Raw genomic sequence first — 16,276 nt, forward strand, 5'->3', positions numbered from 1 at the left:
TCAGGCGGTCGCTCCGGGGTAGATCCAGGGGCGACGCCTGCGGTCGCCCGCAAGGAAGGTGTCGATCTCCGCCCGCCGCAGCAGCGTGAGCGCGATCGCATCCAGCCCCTTGAGCAGCATGTGGCGAGCTTCCTCCCCGATCTCGAAGCTCCAGGCAGCGCCCGACGCTGCACGGATTTTGCAGGCGACGAGATCGATCGTCATCGGGGCCGGCGCCTCGTCGGCAAGTTGAGCGACGACCTCCGCCGGCTGCACCACCGGCACGATCCCGTTGCGCACGCAATTGCCTTGGAAGATCGGATTGAAGGAGGGAGCGACGACCGCGCGGAACCCATATTCCGCGAGCGCCCAGGCTGCATGCTCGCGGCTCGAACCGCAGCCGAAATTGGTCCCCGACAGGAGGAATTGCGCCTCGCTATAAGCGGGCCGATTGAGGATGAAGCCGGGGTCCGGCTCGCGCCCGCCGATTTGGGTATAGCGCCACCCTGCGAACAGCCCATCCTCGAGCCCGGTTTTGCCTACGCTCTTTATCTCGCGCGAGGGGATGATCGCGTCGGTATCGACATTGTCGCGCAGCAACGGGGCAGCGACGGCGGTGCAGGTGGTGAAGGGCGTCATGCGGTTGGTTCACTGTGCGCTGGGCTGACGATCCGTCCGGCGATAGCAGAGGCTGCGACGGTCTCGGGCGAGGCGAGGTGGGTCCGCGTTCCGGGACCCTGACGGCTCTCGAAATTGCGGTTGGTCGAACTGATCACGCGCTCCTGTGGTCCGAAGCTTTCGCCCCCTGCATAGAAGCACATCGAGCATCCCGCCTCGCGCCATTCAAAGCCGGCATCGAGGAAAACCCGGTCAAGGCCTTCGGCTTCCGCGGCGAGGCGGACCTGACTGGAGCCCGGCACGCAGATTGCGCGGACATGCGGGGCCACGTGTTTTCCGCGCAGGATCTCGGCCACGCGCCGAAGGTCCGACACACGGCTATTGGTGCAGGATCCGATGAACGCCGCGTCGATCTTCAATCCGACGATCTTCTGCTCGGGCTTCAACCCCATATAGTCGAGCGCCCGCACAACCGCCTCGGGTGTGTCGCGGGTCGAGGCGCCGGTCCTGGGAACCGGTGCGCCAAGCCGCATCGCCTGTTGCGGGCTGGTTCCCCACGTGATCATCGGCGCGACGTCGGACGCATCCATCGACCACTCGCGATCGAAACAGGCATCGGCATCGCTCGAAAGAGCTCGGCCGGCCTCCACCGCCTGCGTCCACAATTCGCCTTGTGGGCTGAAGGGCCGCCCTTCCAGATAGGCGAAGGTCGTGTCGTCGGGCGCGATGATCGCGGTAAAGGCGCCGAGCTCGGTCGCCATGTTGCACAAGGTTAGCCGCTGATCGATATCGAGCGCGGCAATCGCCGTCCCCGCATATTCGACCACCAGACCGCGCGACCCCGCGGCGCCGATCTGTTCGAGAATGTAGAGCGCCAGGTCCTTTGCGGTGACGCCCCGCGACAGTTGTCCCGACACGGTAATCCGCATCGTCCCCGGCTTCTGAATCCGCAGTGTTCCCGTGGCGAGCGCATGCTCCGCCTCGCTTGATCCGATCCCCCACGCCAGCCCCCCGAGCGCGCCCTGCGAGCAGGTGTGGCTGTCCGGGCAGACCAGCGTGCTGCCCGGCTGGATGATCCCCTGTTCGGGCGAGATGATGTGGACGATGCCCTGCCGCGGATCGCCGATGTCGAACATCGTGATGCCCGCCTTCCGTGCCGCCTCGCGGGTCGCTACAATGAAGTTCTTGCCGGTGGGCATGAGGGTCTCGTCGGTGCGACCAGGTCGCGTGTCGACGACATGGTCCATTGTCGCGAAAGCGCGTTCAGGAGCCAGCACGCTGTATCCCGCGCTCTCCAAGCTTTGCAACGCGACGCCGCCGGTCCGCTCGTGCAGAAGCACGCGATCGATCGCGATCAACGCCGCGCCATCGCCCAGGTCGGCGATCCGGTGCGCCTCCCAAATCTTGTCGAACAGGGTCTTTGCCATCGGGTTCCTATACCAGAAGGGATGTGTATTTGCTATAGCATTAGTACAATTCAACACGCTGTCTTTTAAAGCTGTGCCGCTTTTCGGGGCTGCGCTAAGGTCGCGCCATGGCAAGAGGCAAGGACGGTTCGGGCGTGGCAGTTGTACCGGTTCAGCGCGCGGATGCCGTCCCGCTGTATCATCAAATATTCCTGTCCTTGCGCGATGATATCCTGCGTGGTCGGCTGGCGTTCGGGGCGTCCGTGCCGACCGAGCATGAGCTTGGCGCGCAGCACGGCGTCTCGCGGATCACGGCGCGGCGCGCGTTGCACGAGTTGGCGCTTCACAAACTCGTCGAACGCCGCCGCCGGACCGGTACGCGCGTGGTCTATCAGGCATCCACCGTGCCGATCGAGGCGAATGTCGACCAGGCGATCGAGTCCCTCATGGCGTTCGGTCGGAACACGCCGGTCAAGGTCGTCGACCTCGCCAAGGAACCGGCACCCGCTGACATTGCCGACATCTTGGAACGGCAAGCGGAGACGATCGTGTATCGCGCGCGACGCATCCGCCATACCGATCACGAGCCGCTCGGCCTGGTGACGAGCTGGATGCCCGCCGATCTTGGCGTCAAGCTTACCAAGCGGTCGCTCACCGCCAACCCGATCCTAAAGCATCTGGCCGATGCGGGCGTCGTGATTGCGGGGGGCAGGCAGACTGTTTCCGCGCAGCATGCCGGCGCCGACACAGCGGCGCTGCTCGGGATCGAGCCACGCGACGCGATGCTGCGGATCGAGCGCGTCATTCTCGACGACGGGGGCAGGCCGGTGCTGTTTACCATCGCGGACTATCGGGCCGATCGCTACCGGATCAGCCTCGATCTCCAAAGTGGCACACGCCCTGCCGTGGGCTGATATCAAGCCAGAGCGGCTGCGATCATAGCCTCGCTTAGCCCTACCTCGCGCAATAGTTCCGCACCGTGCTCGCCGGGTGTAGGCAGACCGAGCCGCCGTGGCATGCGGCTGCCGTCCATTTCGATTGGAAGCCCCGGCAGGCGGGTCTGCGTTCCATCTTCGAGCGTGAGGTCGACAAGCCCGCCGCCTGCGCCGAGATGCTGATCGTCGAACAGGTCGGACGGCGTGGCGATCGGCGCAAACGGCAAACCAAGCCGCTCGAGTAGCGCAACGGCCTCCACGCGGCTCATCGCACGCAAACAGTCGCGGACGGTCGGTAGAATCTTTTCGCGGGCCTCGACGCGCTGATTGTTCGTGGCCAGCGTCGCATCCGCGAGGAACGAGTCCAGTCCGAACGCTTCGCAAAAGGCAACCCATTGCCCGTCGCTGACGACGCCGACGAACACCTGCTCGTCGGGCAGGCGCGTTTCGAAGACGTCGTAGATCGCCCAAGCGGAAATCCGGTCGGGCATCGGTCGCGGTGCCTTCCCGGTGACCGCTTCCTGCGCCATGTGCTGTCCGACTAGAAAGGCAGTTGTCTCGAACAGCGCGCACTTCACGTCGCCGCCGCGCCCGGTGCGATGTCGACGTTCGAGCGCGGCGAGTATTCCGATGACGCCGAACATACCGCCGGTGATATCGACCACCGATGCACCTGCGCGCAGCGGGCGGCCAGGCGGACCGGTCATATAGGCAAGCCCGCCCATCATCTGCGTGACCTCGTCAAGCGCGGTCCGGTTCTCATACGGGCCTGTTAGGAACCCCTTGGCCGAACAGTAGATCAGTCGGGGATGGCGTTCCGCGAAATCGTCAGGTCCGAGCCCAAGCCGGACCAGCGTGCCCGGACGGAAATTCTCGATCAATATGTCCGCGCCTTCGACCAACGCGATGGCGGCCGCTTTGCCGACCTCGCTTTTAAGATCGAGGCAGATGCTCCGCTTGTTGCGGTTGAACATCGGGAAATATCCGGCGCCCGAACCCAGCAAGTGCCGCGTCTGATCGCCACCCTTGGGCTCGACCTTGATCACGTCGGCGCCAAGATCGGCCAAGATCAGTCCGACCGACGGCCCCATCACCATATGAGTGAACTCGATCACCCGGATACCGCTCAGCGGCAACGCCTCGTCGATCATGTCATCTCCCATTCCAAATCCGTGCAACCTTACCCATGCTCGACAGGTTATCTCAATTGTTATAGGTATAAGACATAAAAGCCAAGGTGAGTCGAATGGCATCGCAGATATTGATCAGTGAGGTAGGCCCTCGAGATGGCCTGCAAAATCTCGCGCAGGTGCTGCCGACAGCAGTGAAGAAGGCCTGGATCGCGGCCGAAGCCGCAGCAGGCGTAACCGAGATCGAAGTCGGTAGTTTCGTCCCGGCAAAGCTGCTCCCCCAGCTTGCGGATACCGCGGAGATCGTCGCCTTTGCACGGACGATCCCGGGCCTCACGGTTGCAGTGCTGGTGCCCAATGCAAAGGGCGCCGCTGCAGCCATCGCGGCAGGGGCACACAAGATTACCTTGCCACTGTCCGTTTCGGAGACGCACAGCCTCGCCAATCTTCGTCGAACGCACGAGCAGGTGTTGAGCGAGGCCCACGCCATCGCTGGGCTGATCGCAGCGTTGCCGGTTGAGCAGCGCCCGCATTTCGAGGGGAGTTTGTCGACGGTTTTCGGCTGCACGCTCGAAGGCGCGATCCCGGATGAGCAGGTCATGCGGCTGGCCGAAGCGCTGATGCAGGCTGGGTGCGACGAGATCGGGCTCGCCGACACCACCGGCTATGCGGATCCCGCAGGCGTTCGGCGGATGGTGCGCATGGTGCGCGATGTCGTTGGCCCCGCTGCGGTGACCGGTATCCACCTTCACAACACGCGCGGGCTTGGGCTCGCAAACGTACTGGCAGGGCTCGATGCTGGGCTGACGACGTTCGACTCCTCGCTGGGAGGGCTGGGCGGCTGTCCGTTCGCGCCCGGCGCAAGCGGGAACATCGTTACGGAGGATCTGGCGTTCATGCTTGAGGCAATGGGCCTGGATACGGGGATCGATATCCCCAAGCTCCTGGCGACCAGAGAAATACTGGCGGAGGCGTTGCCGGACGAGCCGCTGTACGGCTTCGTACCTGACGCGGGGCTGCCGCTCGGGTTCGAGCCGGCGCCAGCGCGGCTGCAGAATGGATTGGAGACGGGATTATGAACGACATCCTCGGCACTCGCATGGTTGCAGACAACCGCACCGCCCGGCAGATCTTCGAGGACGTGATGTCGAACCCCGCCCGCGCCAAGTTCGGGTTTGGCGAGCGGCTTGCGATCGTCAATGTCGATATCCAGAACGCCTATACCCGGCTCGACGAGTTCAAAACCGCCTATGAGACGGACCCGCGCCAGATTGAGTATGTGAACGCAATCAGTCGGCTCGCGCGCGACCGTGGCATGCCGGTGATCTGGACTCGCGTTGCCTACCACGGCACCGCGGCGGACGCAGGGGTCTGGGGCACGCGCAGCGACACGCCGGACAGCCTGCAGAACATCACATACGGGTCGCGTCGCCATGCGTTCGACGATCGCTGCGACATCGATGCGGCGGTAGACTTGGTCTATGACAAGCGCATGCCATCGGCCTTCTTCGAGACGCCGCTGCAAAGCCTGCTGATCTGGCACAAGGTCGATACAGTGGTGATCACCGGCGGATCGACCTCGGGCTGCGTCCGCGCCACTGCCGTCGATTCGCTCAGCCGGGGCTACCGAACGATTGTCCCGCTCGAGACATGTGCGGATAAGCACGAAAGCTATCACTTCGCCAATCTGACCGACCTTCAGCTCAAATACGCTGATGTCGAGCCAGTCCAGACCGTGGTCGACTGGCTGGAGGCACGCTGATGCGCGAAGGGGAAGCCGATCCAGGCCTGTACGATTTCCGCCCCTACCGCGATCGCGCGCCGATCCGCTGGCCGGACGGCAAGTCGATCGCGGTATGGGTGTCGCCCAATCTCGAATATTACGAGATCGATCCGCCCGCCAACCCGCACCGCAAGAGTTGGACCAAGCCGCATCCCGACGTGGTCGGCTATGCGCACCGCGACTATGCCAATCGCGTCGGCCACTGGCGGATGGCGGAGGTGATGAGCAAGCACGGCTTCCCGGGCTCGGTCTCGTTGTCGGTCGCGCTATGCCAGCATATTCCGGAGATCGTCGCGGATGCGAATGCGCGTGGCTGGGAGTTCTTCAGTCACGGCATCTACAACACGCGATACTCTTACGGGATGGACGAGGCGCAGGAACGCGCGATCATCGAGGACTCGATCCGCACTGTCCGCGAGGCGACCGGGCAGACGATCCGCGGCTGGCTTGCGCCTGCACTGACGCACACGCCCCGCACGCTGGACCTGATCGCCGAATACGGGCTCACCTACACCTGCGACCTGTACCACGACGACCAGCCAGGGCCGGTGCATGTGAAGTCCGGCAAGCTCATCTCGATGCCGTACAGCCTTGAAGTGAACGACCATTATGGCTTCTTCATCTACAATATGAGCCCGCGCGAGTACGCCGACGCATTGATCCGGCAATATGACCGGCTGGCGGCAGAGGGCGAGGCGTCCGGCACCGTGATGTGCATTCCGCTCCATTCTTATCTGATCGGTCAGCCGCATCGGATCGGCCCCTTCGAGGAGGTTCTACGCCACATCGCCGCGGACGGGCGGGCATGGATCACCCGCAGCGGCGAAATCGCTGACCATTTCTTGGCCCACGGGTATGATGCGGTTGCCGTCGATGCTGCCCGCTTCGCGGAGAACGGCCAATGAGTCTCGACCCGAACTACCTCGTCTACGAGCGCCGTCGTCGCGGCATGGATCATGATCTGTACCCTTGGTCCAACCTGTTCGAACGCCAACCGATCGCCTGGGACGGCGATACGATGGTCGCCGTGCCGATCGTCGTCTCGCTCGAATGGTTTCCGATCCAGCCGTCCGCGACGCCGTTCCTCGCGCCCGGGCACATGCAGACCGCCTATCCCGACTATCGCCACTACACCGCGCGGGAATATGGCACGCGGGTGGGCTTCTACAGGCTGCTCGACGCCTTTGCGGCGGTCGGTGCAAAGGTCACCGTCGCTGCCAATGCCGCGATTGCCGAGCGCTATCCGTCGATCATCCGCGACATCGTTGCCGCTGGGCACGAGATCGCTGCGCATTCGACCGACATGAACGGCACGATCGCGTCCGGTCTGGGTGAGGATGCAGAGCGCACGCTCATTGCTCGCTCGCTCGATGGCCTGGAGAAAGTCGCGGGAACGCGCCCACGCGGCTGGCTCTCGATCGCACGGTCGCAAAGTTGGAATACCCCGCGCCTCCTTGCTGAGGCGGGGCTCCAATATATGCTGGATTGGGTGAATGACGACCTTCCCTACCGGATCACGACGCCGTCCGGCACGATCCTCAACATCCCGTTGAACCACGAGCTGTCGGATCGACAAATCGTGACAGTCCAGCAGCAGTCAGCGGAAAGTTTTCGGACTCAACTGGAGGACGCCTGTACTTGGCTGGAGGGTGAGGCGGCGCGCTTTGGCGGACGCATGCTGCCGATCCATCTCACCCCGTACATCATGGGGCTCCCCTATCGGATTAGCGCCTTGGAGCAGTTGCTTCGTACGTTACACGGCCGACCGGGTGTATCGTTTCAATCAGCGTGTGAAATCAAGCAACAGGTTTCCTTGCAAGTTGATTGAAAACTGTCTGAACGACCAGACGGAGTGCACCGCCGATAATAAAATATTGCAGGTTCGTTGCTCGACAAGCTCGGGAAGCGGACCGGCGGGAAAAGTTCGTTGCTGATGGTCAGAAGCGCTACGACCAAAGTCCCTAAGACGATCGTAGCCATAGCGCAGGTCCTGGGTGGCATCGGCTGCCACATGGCGGATACCGCTCCTTTCCGGGTCATTTCATTCGAACGGCGGCTGCAGCTTCGTTAGCGGTTTGTCCCTTCCGGACGTTGGTTCGCGTTGTTTTCGTAATTCTTGAGGCGTTTGTTATAGTGTTGTTAATGGTCTATTGGATAACAAGATCCTCATCCGCGACGATCCTGCCATAGTTGGAGAGGTCCATGAAGTTTTCGTGATCAGGGTCGACCTTGGACAGAAAGTTGTCGGAGAAGTATAAGGCGTTCATATCAGCCATGCTATCGAACCATGCCTCGACGACGCAATCGTAATCCGGTCCCGAATAGTCGGGTGCTGCGATCGGGTACGATACGACGAAGCGTCGAATATACTTCCTGGCTTCTGGGATCGACATAAGTAGCGGGCGATGAATGTTCCGTTGATAGTGTTTGAATTCTTCGTGACTCATACCTTGGCGGCGTTTGATGGTAATAATCATCTTGATCATGGTGGTTTTCCATCTGTACGGGGCGGTGTCTTCATGACGCCGTCCCCTGTCAAGGTAGGCGGCGGTCCTTCGACCCGCTACACGCCAACGTGCCGAATTCCTTTGCGATAGTCCCAGATGCAAATCGATCCGCTTTCCGACGTACTGTCGCTCCTGCGGCCTCACACCTACGTCGCGGGTGGCTTCGACCTACAGGGGCGCTGGTCCATCGGTTTTGATGCCCATACCGGTATCAAATGCTATGCGGTGCTCTCCGGGCATTGTCGAATAGTCGTCGATGGCGTGGCCGATCCGGTGGCGCTCGACGCTGGCGATTGCGTATTGTTGCCGAACGGCCGACCGTTTGCACTGTCCAGCGACCTCTCGCTTCCGCCGGTGCCATTTACGGACCTGCATGCGATCGAATGGCATGGCGGTATCGCCACGCTGCACGGCGGCGGCGAGACGCTGATCCTCGGTGGTCACTTCGCCTTCGCGGGCAACCATGGCGACCTGTTACTTGGCGCCATGCCGGCTGTAGTTCACCTGAGCGACGGCGAGGACCGGGAAGAGTTGCGCTGGGCGCTCGATCGCATGCGCCGCGAGCTGATAGAGGGGCGTCCAGGCGGCATCCTCGTTGCCCAACACCTGGCGCACATGCTTTTGGTGCAGACGCTGCGCCTTTATCTTGCCGGTAATGCGGGCCGGCATGTCGGTTGGCTTTTTGCGCTTGCCGATCCGCAATTGGCAACGGCAATCGCCGCCATGCACGCGGAACCGGGAATACGGTGGACATTGCCGATGTTGGCGCAAAAGGCGGGCATGTCCCGGTCGACGTTTGCGCGGACCTTCAAAGCCACTGTCGGCACCTCACCGATCGAGTATCTAACGAATTGGCGCATGTTGTTGGCGGGTAGTAGACTGTCCGGGGGAGCGGAGTCGGTATCGACAATCGCACATGCGCTGGGATACGATTCCGAAGCGGCATTCAGTACTGCATTTCGGCGCTCGACGGGCCGTTCGCCCCGGCAATACGCCCGAACGCTGCCCTCACGCGGTGCGGCTCATCCCTGGTCCTCAACCGCGCTGGAGCGACATATCTCGACGTGACGCGTGAAGGTATCCATCGGAGCCTCGCGGTTTTGCAGAGAGCGAAAAAAGAGGCGCTAATGACATCTGACTTTCACCCAACCGCGATCGACCAGTATGCGCCGGTCGTCGCACGACGACGGCTGCTAGTCCCGTCTCCGCGTGAGCGCGTGTGAGAAACGCATTTCGACATCACGCGACGGACCGACTGGCAGCGTGATATTCGCACGGCATCAATCAATGGCGCGGTGGCAGCGGGCAACATGATCACCTGGATGGCCGCCGGTATCAACAGCGAAATCAGTCGACTATCTTTGCGGTTAAACCATTTGAGATCTGGGCCGTAGAACAGATCGCGGCCGACCGGCCGACCATGCGGGCGGTGCCCAACGCCTCGCTTGATACTTGGCTACGATATCTCGGCCAGCGCGCCGGTACAGCCAGGCGATGGAGGCCGTGCGCTTGGTCAGTCACGGCGGGCAGCGTGGGTGGCGTCGTTGACCATCCGCGCAAGCTGCTCCACATTGGCGCGCGAGGGGCGGCGGCCGAGCACCGCCATTCGCCAGTAGAGGGGCACACCCAGCATGTCTGTGACCTCCTCTCGATCAACGCACGCGTAGAACTCGCCAATGTGATCGCCAGTCGAGCATGGCATTCACGCGCACGCGACGCGCAGATCGACATGGGCGGATGGTCGCGGCAAGTTTAGTACCGGCTCGATCTTGGCGTAAAGGTCGGCAAGGACGCGGCAGATATGCGGCACGCGTAAAACACGACGTAATCGCAAACAGAGAGACCAGGACACATCAAGTGCCGGCGGTCTGCGTGGCGGCCCATGCCACACCGACCGGCGTGACGATGAACCGCCGAGAAGAATAATGGGGCGTCTGGTCACGTTTCTGTTTAGAAAACTGTCGGACGCGGTCACCCGCACGATGCGGCGACAATCATGCCGGTATGGTCCAATGTCACCGTCACGCGCTCGCGTCGGTAATCCCTTGTGACGGGATCGCCCGGGGCAATGCGACGCAGCATCGTAGCACCCGCCCGGTGTAGAATTTCCGTATCACTGAGGCCCGATTTACCTACCATGGCTTTGGCGGGCCCTGATCGACAGCTCTCGATTTCGCTCAACTTTTCTGATTTGTGAACGGCGCACGCCCCCGATAGTGATCCTGCCAGCGCAATTATTACCCATCGCACGGCGATCCGGCGCAAATGATTCTCGTTGTCGCTGAGGTCCGTTGCGGCGTTCGTCCGCCCGGTATTCGTCGTGGTCATTCCATGCCTTCCTTTATGCGTCCATCTACCCAAGCGGACCTGAACGGCTGACGAACTGCGGCGTCAGCCTGGATGTTTGTCTTCGAACAAGCGGCATGGGCCGAGGGTCCTCCCACAGATAGGCGGCGATATTCCGGATCGCTGTCGCCACGACGCGACCTCGCTCGCATGGGACAAGGCGCAGCCGTCATCGCTCCGGGCGCTATTCTGTAGCCTTAGACAAGGGTTGGTCGTCTGGTTTTGGTCGTTCAGCGTCCACCGTCCCTCGCCAGCGCTAACCATCGACCAAGTCCCTGTTCGGTGCAGCTATGACACCACGCCAACGAGTCATCGTGAATCCGCGCTACGCAGGCGCTTCACCAAGTCATCCCCCAAATCGGCTTTCGCTGTTGCAACGATGGCCGACATATCTGGCCTTCCGGCGCGAAACGTGATCTCCTCGACCCATTGGTTGATCTTGATCTTGCCGTAAGCTGTCTCGAGATCGCGAAATACTTGCCAGGCAGCTTGATACCGCGCTGGCTCGTTTCCGTCGTCGTTGATGAGGTCGTTCGGGCCGAAAACGAGTGCTTGACCGGACCGTGGCGGGTTGTACTTGGGATCGGCTTCCATTTTGCCTCGCTCGATATCCGTAACCTGCCGCATGATCGCGGCCCGCTTTACGCGGATCCCGCCCCATTGGAGTAGGGCAACTGGCGACGTCGAACTGCGTAAAGCGGCGGCTTGCTCCACCTCCCGTTGTCGCGCATCAGCGGGCGCGATGACCGTACTGATCTTGAGCCCGATCCATTCGGCATGGCCCTCGTGGAACCAGCGCGGAGTGACGGACCCAGCTCGCGATTGAAAGCGATGAACCTGCTCGTGCGGCATCGTTATCACAATTATCTTCTGTGCCATTTCATCCAGCGTTCCATCGGGCAATGTGCGGACGTGCCAGCGTGTTATCGTTTCCCCGGCTGGCGTGGTGTAACTCGCGTTGGTCGTCATGACGACACTTGACCACTGGTTGTTGGGCCAGACACCGCCTATCTCGGCTTGCAGTAGCCTGAGTTGCGCACCTAGGCATGCCGCACGCGCTATTGCAGCGCGTTGGGAGGTCAGATCATAGTAGAGCTTCATCCACCCTCCACTACGTTCGTCCGTGATCCGCAGGAACGGAAGGTCGCGATCCTGCGCGGCGACGTTGGCGATACGTATACCATCGACACCAGGATTTTGACCGACAGAAGTCCTACAGGCGACTTTTGCTTGATTGACGAAGGCCGACGACTGCGGTGGATGGCCAACAATTAACGCTGATGACAAGAAAATGAGGGATATCATTATCAGTTTCCAATCTATCTAATCATTGAAATGCGTCAGGTTCAGTCGATATCGCATTGGTCAGCATCCCATTAAGTTGGGCAGCGTGCCGGATGCGCGATGCATCTTTCGAGATCTTCAGCGTGCCTGTCGATGACTTGGGGGTCGGCGAGTAATACGTGGAGGTTGGCGAGCGCGGCATCAGCCAAATGGGCCTTGTTCGCCGAATACTAGGTCGTGGAATCGATTGCCAATCAATCGATGCGTCGTGCTGTCGGGATGGAGCCTGTCGGGAAGGGGAAGCCGTTTGTGGTCCGCCTCGCCGTACAGATCCCGTCCATCCAAATAATGGATATTGGGATCACTTCTTCGCCTCTGTGTCACGATCGTGCGGAGGACGTCCCGGATAATTTTAAGCGTCAGCTTGCCTGCAGCGGTACCTTCAGGATCGCCGATCGCTCGGAACTTGAGCTGGCCGTCAATGAAATCGGGGAAACATGGGCCGGGGGTGTCTTCGTGGATCGGGCAAAGGATCGGGGACACGACCAGCAGCGGCGTGGTCTGGTGGCCTTCGCGGATCGTGTCGAGAAAGCCGTGTATTGCCGGCCCCAACCCGCGCCGCCGCATCAGGTCGAGATTCACGATATTGAGTCCAAGCTTGAGGCTGATGCAATCGGCTGGCTGCTCCCTGATCGTGCGGGCAACGAATTGATCGAGCAGTGCGCTGCCGCTCAGGCCCAGGTTCAGGAGATCGACCCCAGCCTGCGTTGCAGCGATCGCCGGCCATGTTCCGCTCGGGTGGGTCGCGTTCGAACCGTGGCTGATCGAGCTTCCATGATGCAGCCAGACGCGTTGGTCCGGCCGTGACGCCGGTTCCAGCGGGGCATTGGTGTGCAGCATTACCAAGTGTGTGGTTTCATCATGGGGTAGCCAGATCTCCACATCCTTGATGCCTTGCGACAGTTCGGCAAACCTTAATCGCCCGGGACTGCCTAGCGTGATGGCAGCCGAAGGGCTGCCGTCCGCCGCCCATTGCGCCGGATCGATGCGCATGACGTTGCCATCCACGATACAACCCTGTCGCGCGAGGACGCCATCGATCACTAGATCGTAAATGCCATCGGGGCGCGGTGGCATGCCGATGTAAACGCGCTTCGTTGGTAAAGCCTCCAGCGTGATCTCGCGGGCGGCGGTGCGAAAACACACCCGCACTCCTGTTGGTTGTGCCTCTGCCATCGCCAACTGAGGATCGGGCCATTGCTCCCGCGCCCAGGCTGGCAGCCGATGCGGCAATATGCCGTTCGGCGTTTCCTCGAGTTCGACCCAACCGCGCAGCATCGCGGCAGTGATAGGCGTCCTGGTCCAGACGGCATTCACATTGGCATCGGTCATCGCAAGCGTCCTAATCGATGCGGTTCAGGCGTCACCACTGGTAAGCCAACAGAGCATGCCGTGCAGTGAGTCGAGAGCCACTTGCCACGACGCAGCGGGCGACGGCTGGCTGTGATTGAAGCTGCCCGCTAGTTCGAGCGTGGAAAAACCGAGCATGACACTTGCGATCAGGCGAATGGCGTGCACCTCCGCCTGTTGTCCGAGGCGATAGCCGCTTAGTGCGGACCGCGTCAGCGCTGCAATGCGTACGCCGCTGCTACGCCCCGCAATGTCGGCATCGAGCGGGTGGCGCGCGGCTGCGAACAGACCAGGATGCTGATTCGCAAAATCGCGGTGGACGTTGGCAAGCGCTACCAAAGCGTCCTTACCCGATAGGCCGGCGAGTGCTTGCGCTAGCCGGTCGGCAAGGCGGTCTAGGGCGAGCAACGCGACACGGACCTTCAAATCGTTGGCACTGGCGACATGGGAATAAAGGCTCGCAACCTTCACATCAAACAACGCTGCAAGGGCAGTCGGAGTTACCGAATCAAATCCAACCTCGTCCGCCAAACGTGCTCCTGCCTCCGCCAACCGCTCGACTGTCAATCCTGCGCGCACTACCAATCCTCCTAATCGTCAAAGGTATTAGCCTAACGTTATTAGGAAGGTCAATATGGCGTCAGTATGAGTGCTAAATCGATACCGAGCTCGTGACGTCATTCCGCCAAGTGATGCCGTCAGGAACCCGATCGACCGAGAAGACGATTAGCGCGTTGGCGCGTTGGCGGACATGTACATTGCATGCGCGACCAATCCACGCCGACGAGTTTCATGCAGTCGGTGCGGCTTGCTGGCAGCGACGAGAAAACTGTCGCGTATCAGGAACTGCTGGATAGCGTTGTCGAGACGTTCGAGGCTGTCCTTCGTCCGGTTGCGGCTTTGTCCGGTGCGGTGCTAAACAGGGCATACGTCGCGGTGGTGGGCGCTGGCGACGCGCTATCCAGCTACGTGGTCGGTAGGAGGTGCAGGATTGCGGAAGCAGCAAGCACGTTTGCCCGACTCATCAAGTCTGCGACGCAGCCATGATCGAACTTAGATAGAACCTTTGCTGCTGAGGGGGCGTAGGATGGTGCCTCGTCCCGCCTCGCATTCTAGCAAGCGGTCAGTCCGATTTTTTACCTGGAAAGAGCGCCTCGCCAATATTCGATAAGAGCGTCACGCAATTCGGTGGCAAAGGGATGATGTCTGTAGGATTCGAGCGCGGGAAGCGGGTCACCGAACGATTGCCACAGTCCCCGCATCAGGGCGTGGCTTCGCGTCACAAGCTGGAAACCTTTTCCTCGAGGCAAGTCCAGCGCCGCTTCTATTTGTATGCCAACGGCCTCGATGCTTCTCCCAAACGCCTCCTTGTAGGCAATCAACGCGTTGACGCTCATGTTGCGCTCGATCACTTCCTTGGCGACCGCGTCGAGGCGAAGAAGGAATGGTCGCTCGTCCACATAGGAAACAAATCCCGTAACAAATTTCTCGATACGGTCCGCTACCACGCGATCGGTCCGGGTAAGCTCATCTACGAGCATCGAGAAGGCTGGATCCCACAGATGAAGGAGAAGCGCCGCGAATATCTCCTCCTTGGTGCGAAAGTAGATATAAAGCGTACCCTTGGCCAGTCCGCAGGCCGATGCGATGGCCGCTGCAGACGGCAGGCCGCCGCCGCCGTCACGCAGCAGCACTTCGGCAGCGTTCAAGATCGATCGACGCCGTTCATTCTTGTCAGCGTCGCCTTGGGCTCGCTTCATTGTTCGCGATAGCGCATGCCGGAGGCCTTGGCGGCCTGACGCGCAATGAAGGCGCGGGGCAGCAACTTCAGGATTGTCGCCGCGGCTTTGTTCGCGCGTCCCGCCACCACTGCGGATTTGCCAGCAAAAAGGCTGTCCAACCCCAATCGCGCCACTTCGGTTGTTGCCAAAGCTGTCCGCCGGGTCGCTGCCGTCGGTTCAAAACCGGAGACCGCGTCGAAGCCGGTTTCCATATAGCCGGGGGACAACACGCACACGCCGACCTTTGGAGCAAATTCAACGTGTAGCGCTTCGCCGAGCGACAGGACATAGGCCTTCGAGGCAGCATAGGCGGCCATCAGCGGCGCGGGCATATGGGCGGCCAGGCTGGCGACCAGTAGTATGTGACCTCCGTCCGCCGCCATCATCCGCCGTCCGTAAAAGTGGGTCAGCTTCGTCAAGCTGCCGATGTTGAGTTCCAGCATCGACGTTAGGCGATCGGCGTCGTGGTCCGCAAACCGCTCGTTCAATCCAAATCCCGCGTTATTGATGACAACGGAAGGTGAGATCCCGCGGCGATCAAGCGCGTCGGTCAATGCCGTGCATCCGCCAGGTTCCGACAGGTCGGCCGGTTCCACGATGACATCGACATTGGCCGAGGACTTGATCCGAGCCGCCAATGTTTCCATTGCAGTCGCACCGCGCGAGGTCAGGATTAAATCATATCCCTGCATCGCGAGATGTTCCGCGAACGCGCTACCCAACCCGCTCGAAGCGCCCGTAACGAGAGCGATACGCTTAGATGCCATAACAATCTCCTAATGACCAACGGTCATCTAGCATGCCTCGGGAGGAATGGAGAAGGGGAAACCCTGGTGGGATCCTCTTGGGGAAAGTAGTCCAGCGAAGTCCATACGGGTTTGTCTGTCTAAACAGACATTGTAGGATGATGCTCAGCGGCAAGCGATTAATCAAACTTCTATGACATTGCGCGGGCGCAGAGTCTGTCTCCGCATGCCACAGCAGCGAATTCCGTGTCCCACTGCCGTATAGTCAAAGACAGGCGGCATCCTCGGAAACTGGAGCGGCAAGGTATAAGTGCCACCTGTTTGTAGGCCAACGCCCCCTTTACCTGGCCA

Annotated in this window: 17 protein-coding genes; 7 read left to right on the forward strand and 10 right to left on the reverse strand. The window is 61.1% G+C overall.

Annotated elements, in window-relative coordinates; translation table 11 throughout:
- Positions 1 to 618 (reverse strand): 3-isopropylmalate dehydratase small subunit, encoded by a 618-nt coding sequence (gene leuD / locus AC1ME3_RS09435; RefSeq protein WP_480952955.1) that lies wholly within the window; start codon positions 616 to 618, stop codon positions 1 to 3.
- The gene (locus AC1ME3_RS09440; protein WP_480952956.1) at positions 615 to 2,024 is read right to left on the reverse strand and encodes a 3-isopropylmalate dehydratase large subunit; all 1,410 of its coding nucleotides are present in this window, start codon (positions 2,022 to 2,024) and stop codon (positions 615 to 617) included. Before AC1ME3_RS09440 ends, leuD begins: the two co-directional genes overlap by 4 nt.
- A gap of 107 nt (positions 2,025 to 2,131) precedes the next feature.
- Between AC1ME3_RS09440 and AC1ME3_RS09445 the strand changes: the two genes are divergently transcribed.
- Positions 2,132 to 2,917 carry a GntR family transcriptional regulator gene (locus AC1ME3_RS09445; RefSeq protein ID WP_480952957.1) on the forward strand — a complete coding sequence of 262 codons (786 nt, stop codon included), beginning with the start codon at positions 2,132 to 2,134 and terminating at the stop codon, positions 2,915 to 2,917.
- A 2-nt stretch (positions 2,918 to 2,919) separates the two neighbouring features.
- Here AC1ME3_RS09445 and AC1ME3_RS09450 read toward each other — a convergent pair whose 3' ends face one another.
- Entirely contained in the window at positions 2,920 to 4,089 is a 1,170-nt protein-coding gene (locus AC1ME3_RS09450) for a CaiB/BaiF CoA transferase family protein (protein WP_480952958.1), read from the reverse strand.
- Positions 4,090 to 4,184: 95 nt separating this feature from the next.
- Here AC1ME3_RS09450 and AC1ME3_RS09455 point away from each other — a divergent pair, with 95 nt between their 5' ends.
- From AC1ME3_RS09455 to AC1ME3_RS09470, 4 genes are read left to right on the forward strand one after another with little or no spacing between them, the layout of a single operon-like run.
- Positions 4,185 to 5,147: a hydroxymethylglutaryl-CoA lyase gene (locus AC1ME3_RS09455; protein WP_480952959.1), complete on the forward strand. Its 963-nt coding sequence runs from the start codon at positions 4,185 to 4,187 to the stop codon at positions 5,145 to 5,147.
- Positions 5,144 to 5,830 (forward strand): isochorismatase family protein, encoded by a 687-nt coding sequence (locus AC1ME3_RS09460; protein WP_480952960.1) that lies wholly within the window; start codon positions 5,144 to 5,146, stop codon positions 5,828 to 5,830. The genes AC1ME3_RS09455 and AC1ME3_RS09460 overlap by 4 nt, the downstream gene beginning before the upstream one ends.
- A complete protein-coding gene (locus AC1ME3_RS09465; protein WP_480952961.1) occupies positions 5,830 to 6,756 on the forward strand; it encodes a polysaccharide deacetylase family protein in 927 nt (308 codons plus the stop codon). The genes AC1ME3_RS09460 and AC1ME3_RS09465 overlap by 1 nt, the downstream gene beginning before the upstream one ends.
- Complete coding sequence (locus tag AC1ME3_RS09470) at positions 6,753 to 7,679, forward strand: polysaccharide deacetylase family protein (protein WP_480952962.1); 927 nt, start codon at positions 6,753 to 6,755, stop codon at positions 7,677 to 7,679. Before AC1ME3_RS09465 ends, AC1ME3_RS09470 begins: the two co-directional genes overlap by 4 nt.
- Before the next feature lie 319 nt (positions 7,680 to 7,998).
- Here the strand turns inward: AC1ME3_RS09470 and AC1ME3_RS09475 are convergent, their stop codons facing one another.
- Positions 7,999 to 8,337 carry an EthD domain-containing protein gene (locus tag AC1ME3_RS09475; protein ID WP_480952963.1) on the reverse strand — a complete coding sequence of 113 codons (339 nt, stop codon included), beginning with the start codon at positions 8,335 to 8,337 and terminating at the stop codon, positions 7,999 to 8,001.
- A 117-nt stretch (positions 8,338 to 8,454) separates the two neighbouring features.
- Between AC1ME3_RS09475 and AC1ME3_RS09480 the strand changes: the two genes are divergently transcribed.
- On the forward strand, positions 8,455 to 9,426 hold the full coding sequence (locus AC1ME3_RS09480) for an AraC family transcriptional regulator (protein WP_480952964.1): 972 nt from the start codon (positions 8,455 to 8,457) through the stop codon (positions 9,424 to 9,426).
- Positions 9,427 to 10,329: 903 nt separating this feature from the next.
- Here the strand turns inward: AC1ME3_RS09480 and AC1ME3_RS09485 are convergent.
- From AC1ME3_RS09485 to AC1ME3_RS09500, 4 genes are all read right to left on the reverse strand, one after another.
- Positions 10,330 to 10,686, reverse strand: a complete 357-nt coding sequence (locus AC1ME3_RS09485; protein ID WP_480952965.1) for an I78 family peptidase inhibitor — start codon at positions 10,684 to 10,686, stop codon at positions 10,330 to 10,332.
- A gap of 327 nt (positions 10,687 to 11,013) precedes the next feature.
- On the reverse strand, positions 11,014 to 12,009 hold the full coding sequence (locus AC1ME3_RS09490) for a hypothetical protein (protein WP_480952966.1): 996 nt from the start codon (positions 12,007 to 12,009) through the stop codon (positions 11,014 to 11,016).
- Between the two features lie 180 nt (positions 12,010 to 12,189).
- On the reverse strand, positions 12,190 to 13,380 hold the full coding sequence (locus AC1ME3_RS09495; protein WP_480952967.1) for an SGNH/GDSL hydrolase family protein: 1,191 nt from the start codon (positions 13,378 to 13,380) through the stop codon (positions 12,190 to 12,192).
- A gap of 24 nt (positions 13,381 to 13,404) precedes the next feature.
- Entirely contained in the window at positions 13,405 to 13,929 is a 525-nt protein-coding gene (locus AC1ME3_RS09500) for a TetR-like C-terminal domain-containing protein (protein ID WP_480952968.1), read from the reverse strand.
- Between the two features lie 231 nt (positions 13,930 to 14,160).
- On the opposite strand from AC1ME3_RS09500, the gene AC1ME3_RS09505 reads away from it, so the two are divergent.
- The gene (locus AC1ME3_RS09505; RefSeq protein WP_480952969.1) at positions 14,161 to 14,445 is read left to right on the forward strand and encodes a hypothetical protein; all 285 of its coding nucleotides are present in this window, start codon (positions 14,161 to 14,163) and stop codon (positions 14,443 to 14,445) included.
- An 89-nt stretch (positions 14,446 to 14,534) separates the two neighbouring features.
- Here AC1ME3_RS09505 and AC1ME3_RS09510 read toward each other — a convergent pair whose 3' ends face one another.
- Together AC1ME3_RS09510 and AC1ME3_RS09515 are read right to left on the reverse strand one after the other, a co-directional pair.
- Positions 14,535 to 15,158, reverse strand: a complete 624-nt coding sequence (locus AC1ME3_RS09510; protein ID WP_480952970.1) for a TetR/AcrR family transcriptional regulator — start codon at positions 15,156 to 15,158, stop codon at positions 14,535 to 14,537.
- Positions 15,155 to 15,946, reverse strand: coding sequence for an SDR family NAD(P)-dependent oxidoreductase (locus tag AC1ME3_RS09515; RefSeq protein WP_480952971.1), 792 nt, complete (start codon positions 15,944 to 15,946; stop codon positions 15,155 to 15,157). The genes AC1ME3_RS09510 and AC1ME3_RS09515 overlap by 4 nt, the downstream gene beginning before the upstream one ends.
- Between the last annotated feature and the right edge of the window lie 330 nt (positions 15,947 to 16,276).

It is taken from the genome of Sphingomonas sp. BL2, assembly GCF_056680015.1.

Excerpts from the sequence above, each read along its gene's own strand:
- leuD (WP_480952955.1), bottom strand. The coding sequence starts at position 618 with ATGACGCCCTTCACCACCTGCACCGCCGTCGCTGCCCCGTTGCTGCGC.
- AC1ME3_RS09440 (WP_480952956.1), bottom strand. The coding sequence starts at position 2,024 with ATGGCAAAGACCCTGTTCGACAAGATTTGGGAGGCGCACCGGATCGCC.
- AC1ME3_RS09445 (WP_480952957.1), top strand. The coding sequence starts at position 2,132 with ATGGCAAGAGGCAAGGACGGTTCGGGCGTGGCAGTTGTACCGGTTCAG.
- AC1ME3_RS09450 (WP_480952958.1), bottom strand. The coding sequence starts at position 4,089 with ATGATCGACGAGGCGTTGCCGCTGAGCGGTATCCGGGTGATCGAGTTC.
- AC1ME3_RS09455 (WP_480952959.1), top strand. The coding sequence starts at position 4,185 with ATGGCATCGCAGATATTGATCAGTGAGGTAGGCCCTCGAGATGGCCTG.
- AC1ME3_RS09460 (WP_480952960.1), top strand. The coding sequence starts at position 5,144 with ATGAACGACATCCTCGGCACTCGCATGGTTGCAGACAACCGCACCGCC.
- AC1ME3_RS09465 (WP_480952961.1), top strand. The coding sequence starts at position 5,830 with ATGCGCGAAGGGGAAGCCGATCCAGGCCTGTACGATTTCCGCCCCTAC.
- AC1ME3_RS09470 (WP_480952962.1), top strand. The coding sequence starts at position 6,753 with ATGAGTCTCGACCCGAACTACCTCGTCTACGAGCGCCGTCGTCGCGGC.
- AC1ME3_RS09475 (WP_480952963.1), bottom strand. The coding sequence starts at position 8,337 with ATGATCAAGATGATTATTACCATCAAACGCCGCCAAGGTATGAGTCAC.
- AC1ME3_RS09480 (WP_480952964.1), top strand. The coding sequence starts at position 8,455 with ATGCAAATCGATCCGCTTTCCGACGTACTGTCGCTCCTGCGGCCTCAC.
- AC1ME3_RS09485 (WP_480952965.1), bottom strand. The coding sequence starts at position 10,686 with ATGACCACGACGAATACCGGGCGGACGAACGCCGCAACGGACCTCAGC.
- AC1ME3_RS09490 (WP_480952966.1), bottom strand. The coding sequence starts at position 12,009 with ATGATATCCCTCATTTTCTTGTCATCAGCGTTAATTGTTGGCCATCCA.
- AC1ME3_RS09495 (WP_480952967.1), bottom strand. The coding sequence starts at position 13,380 with ATGACCGATGCCAATGTGAATGCCGTCTGGACCAGGACGCCTATCACT.
- AC1ME3_RS09505 (WP_480952969.1), top strand. The coding sequence starts at position 14,161 with ATGCGCGACCAATCCACGCCGACGAGTTTCATGCAGTCGGTGCGGCTT.
- AC1ME3_RS09510 (WP_480952970.1), bottom strand. The coding sequence starts at position 15,158 with ATGAAGCGAGCCCAAGGCGACGCTGACAAGAATGAACGGCGTCGATCG.
- AC1ME3_RS09515 (WP_480952971.1), bottom strand. The coding sequence starts at position 15,946 with ATGGCATCTAAGCGTATCGCTCTCGTTACGGGCGCTTCGAGCGGGTTG.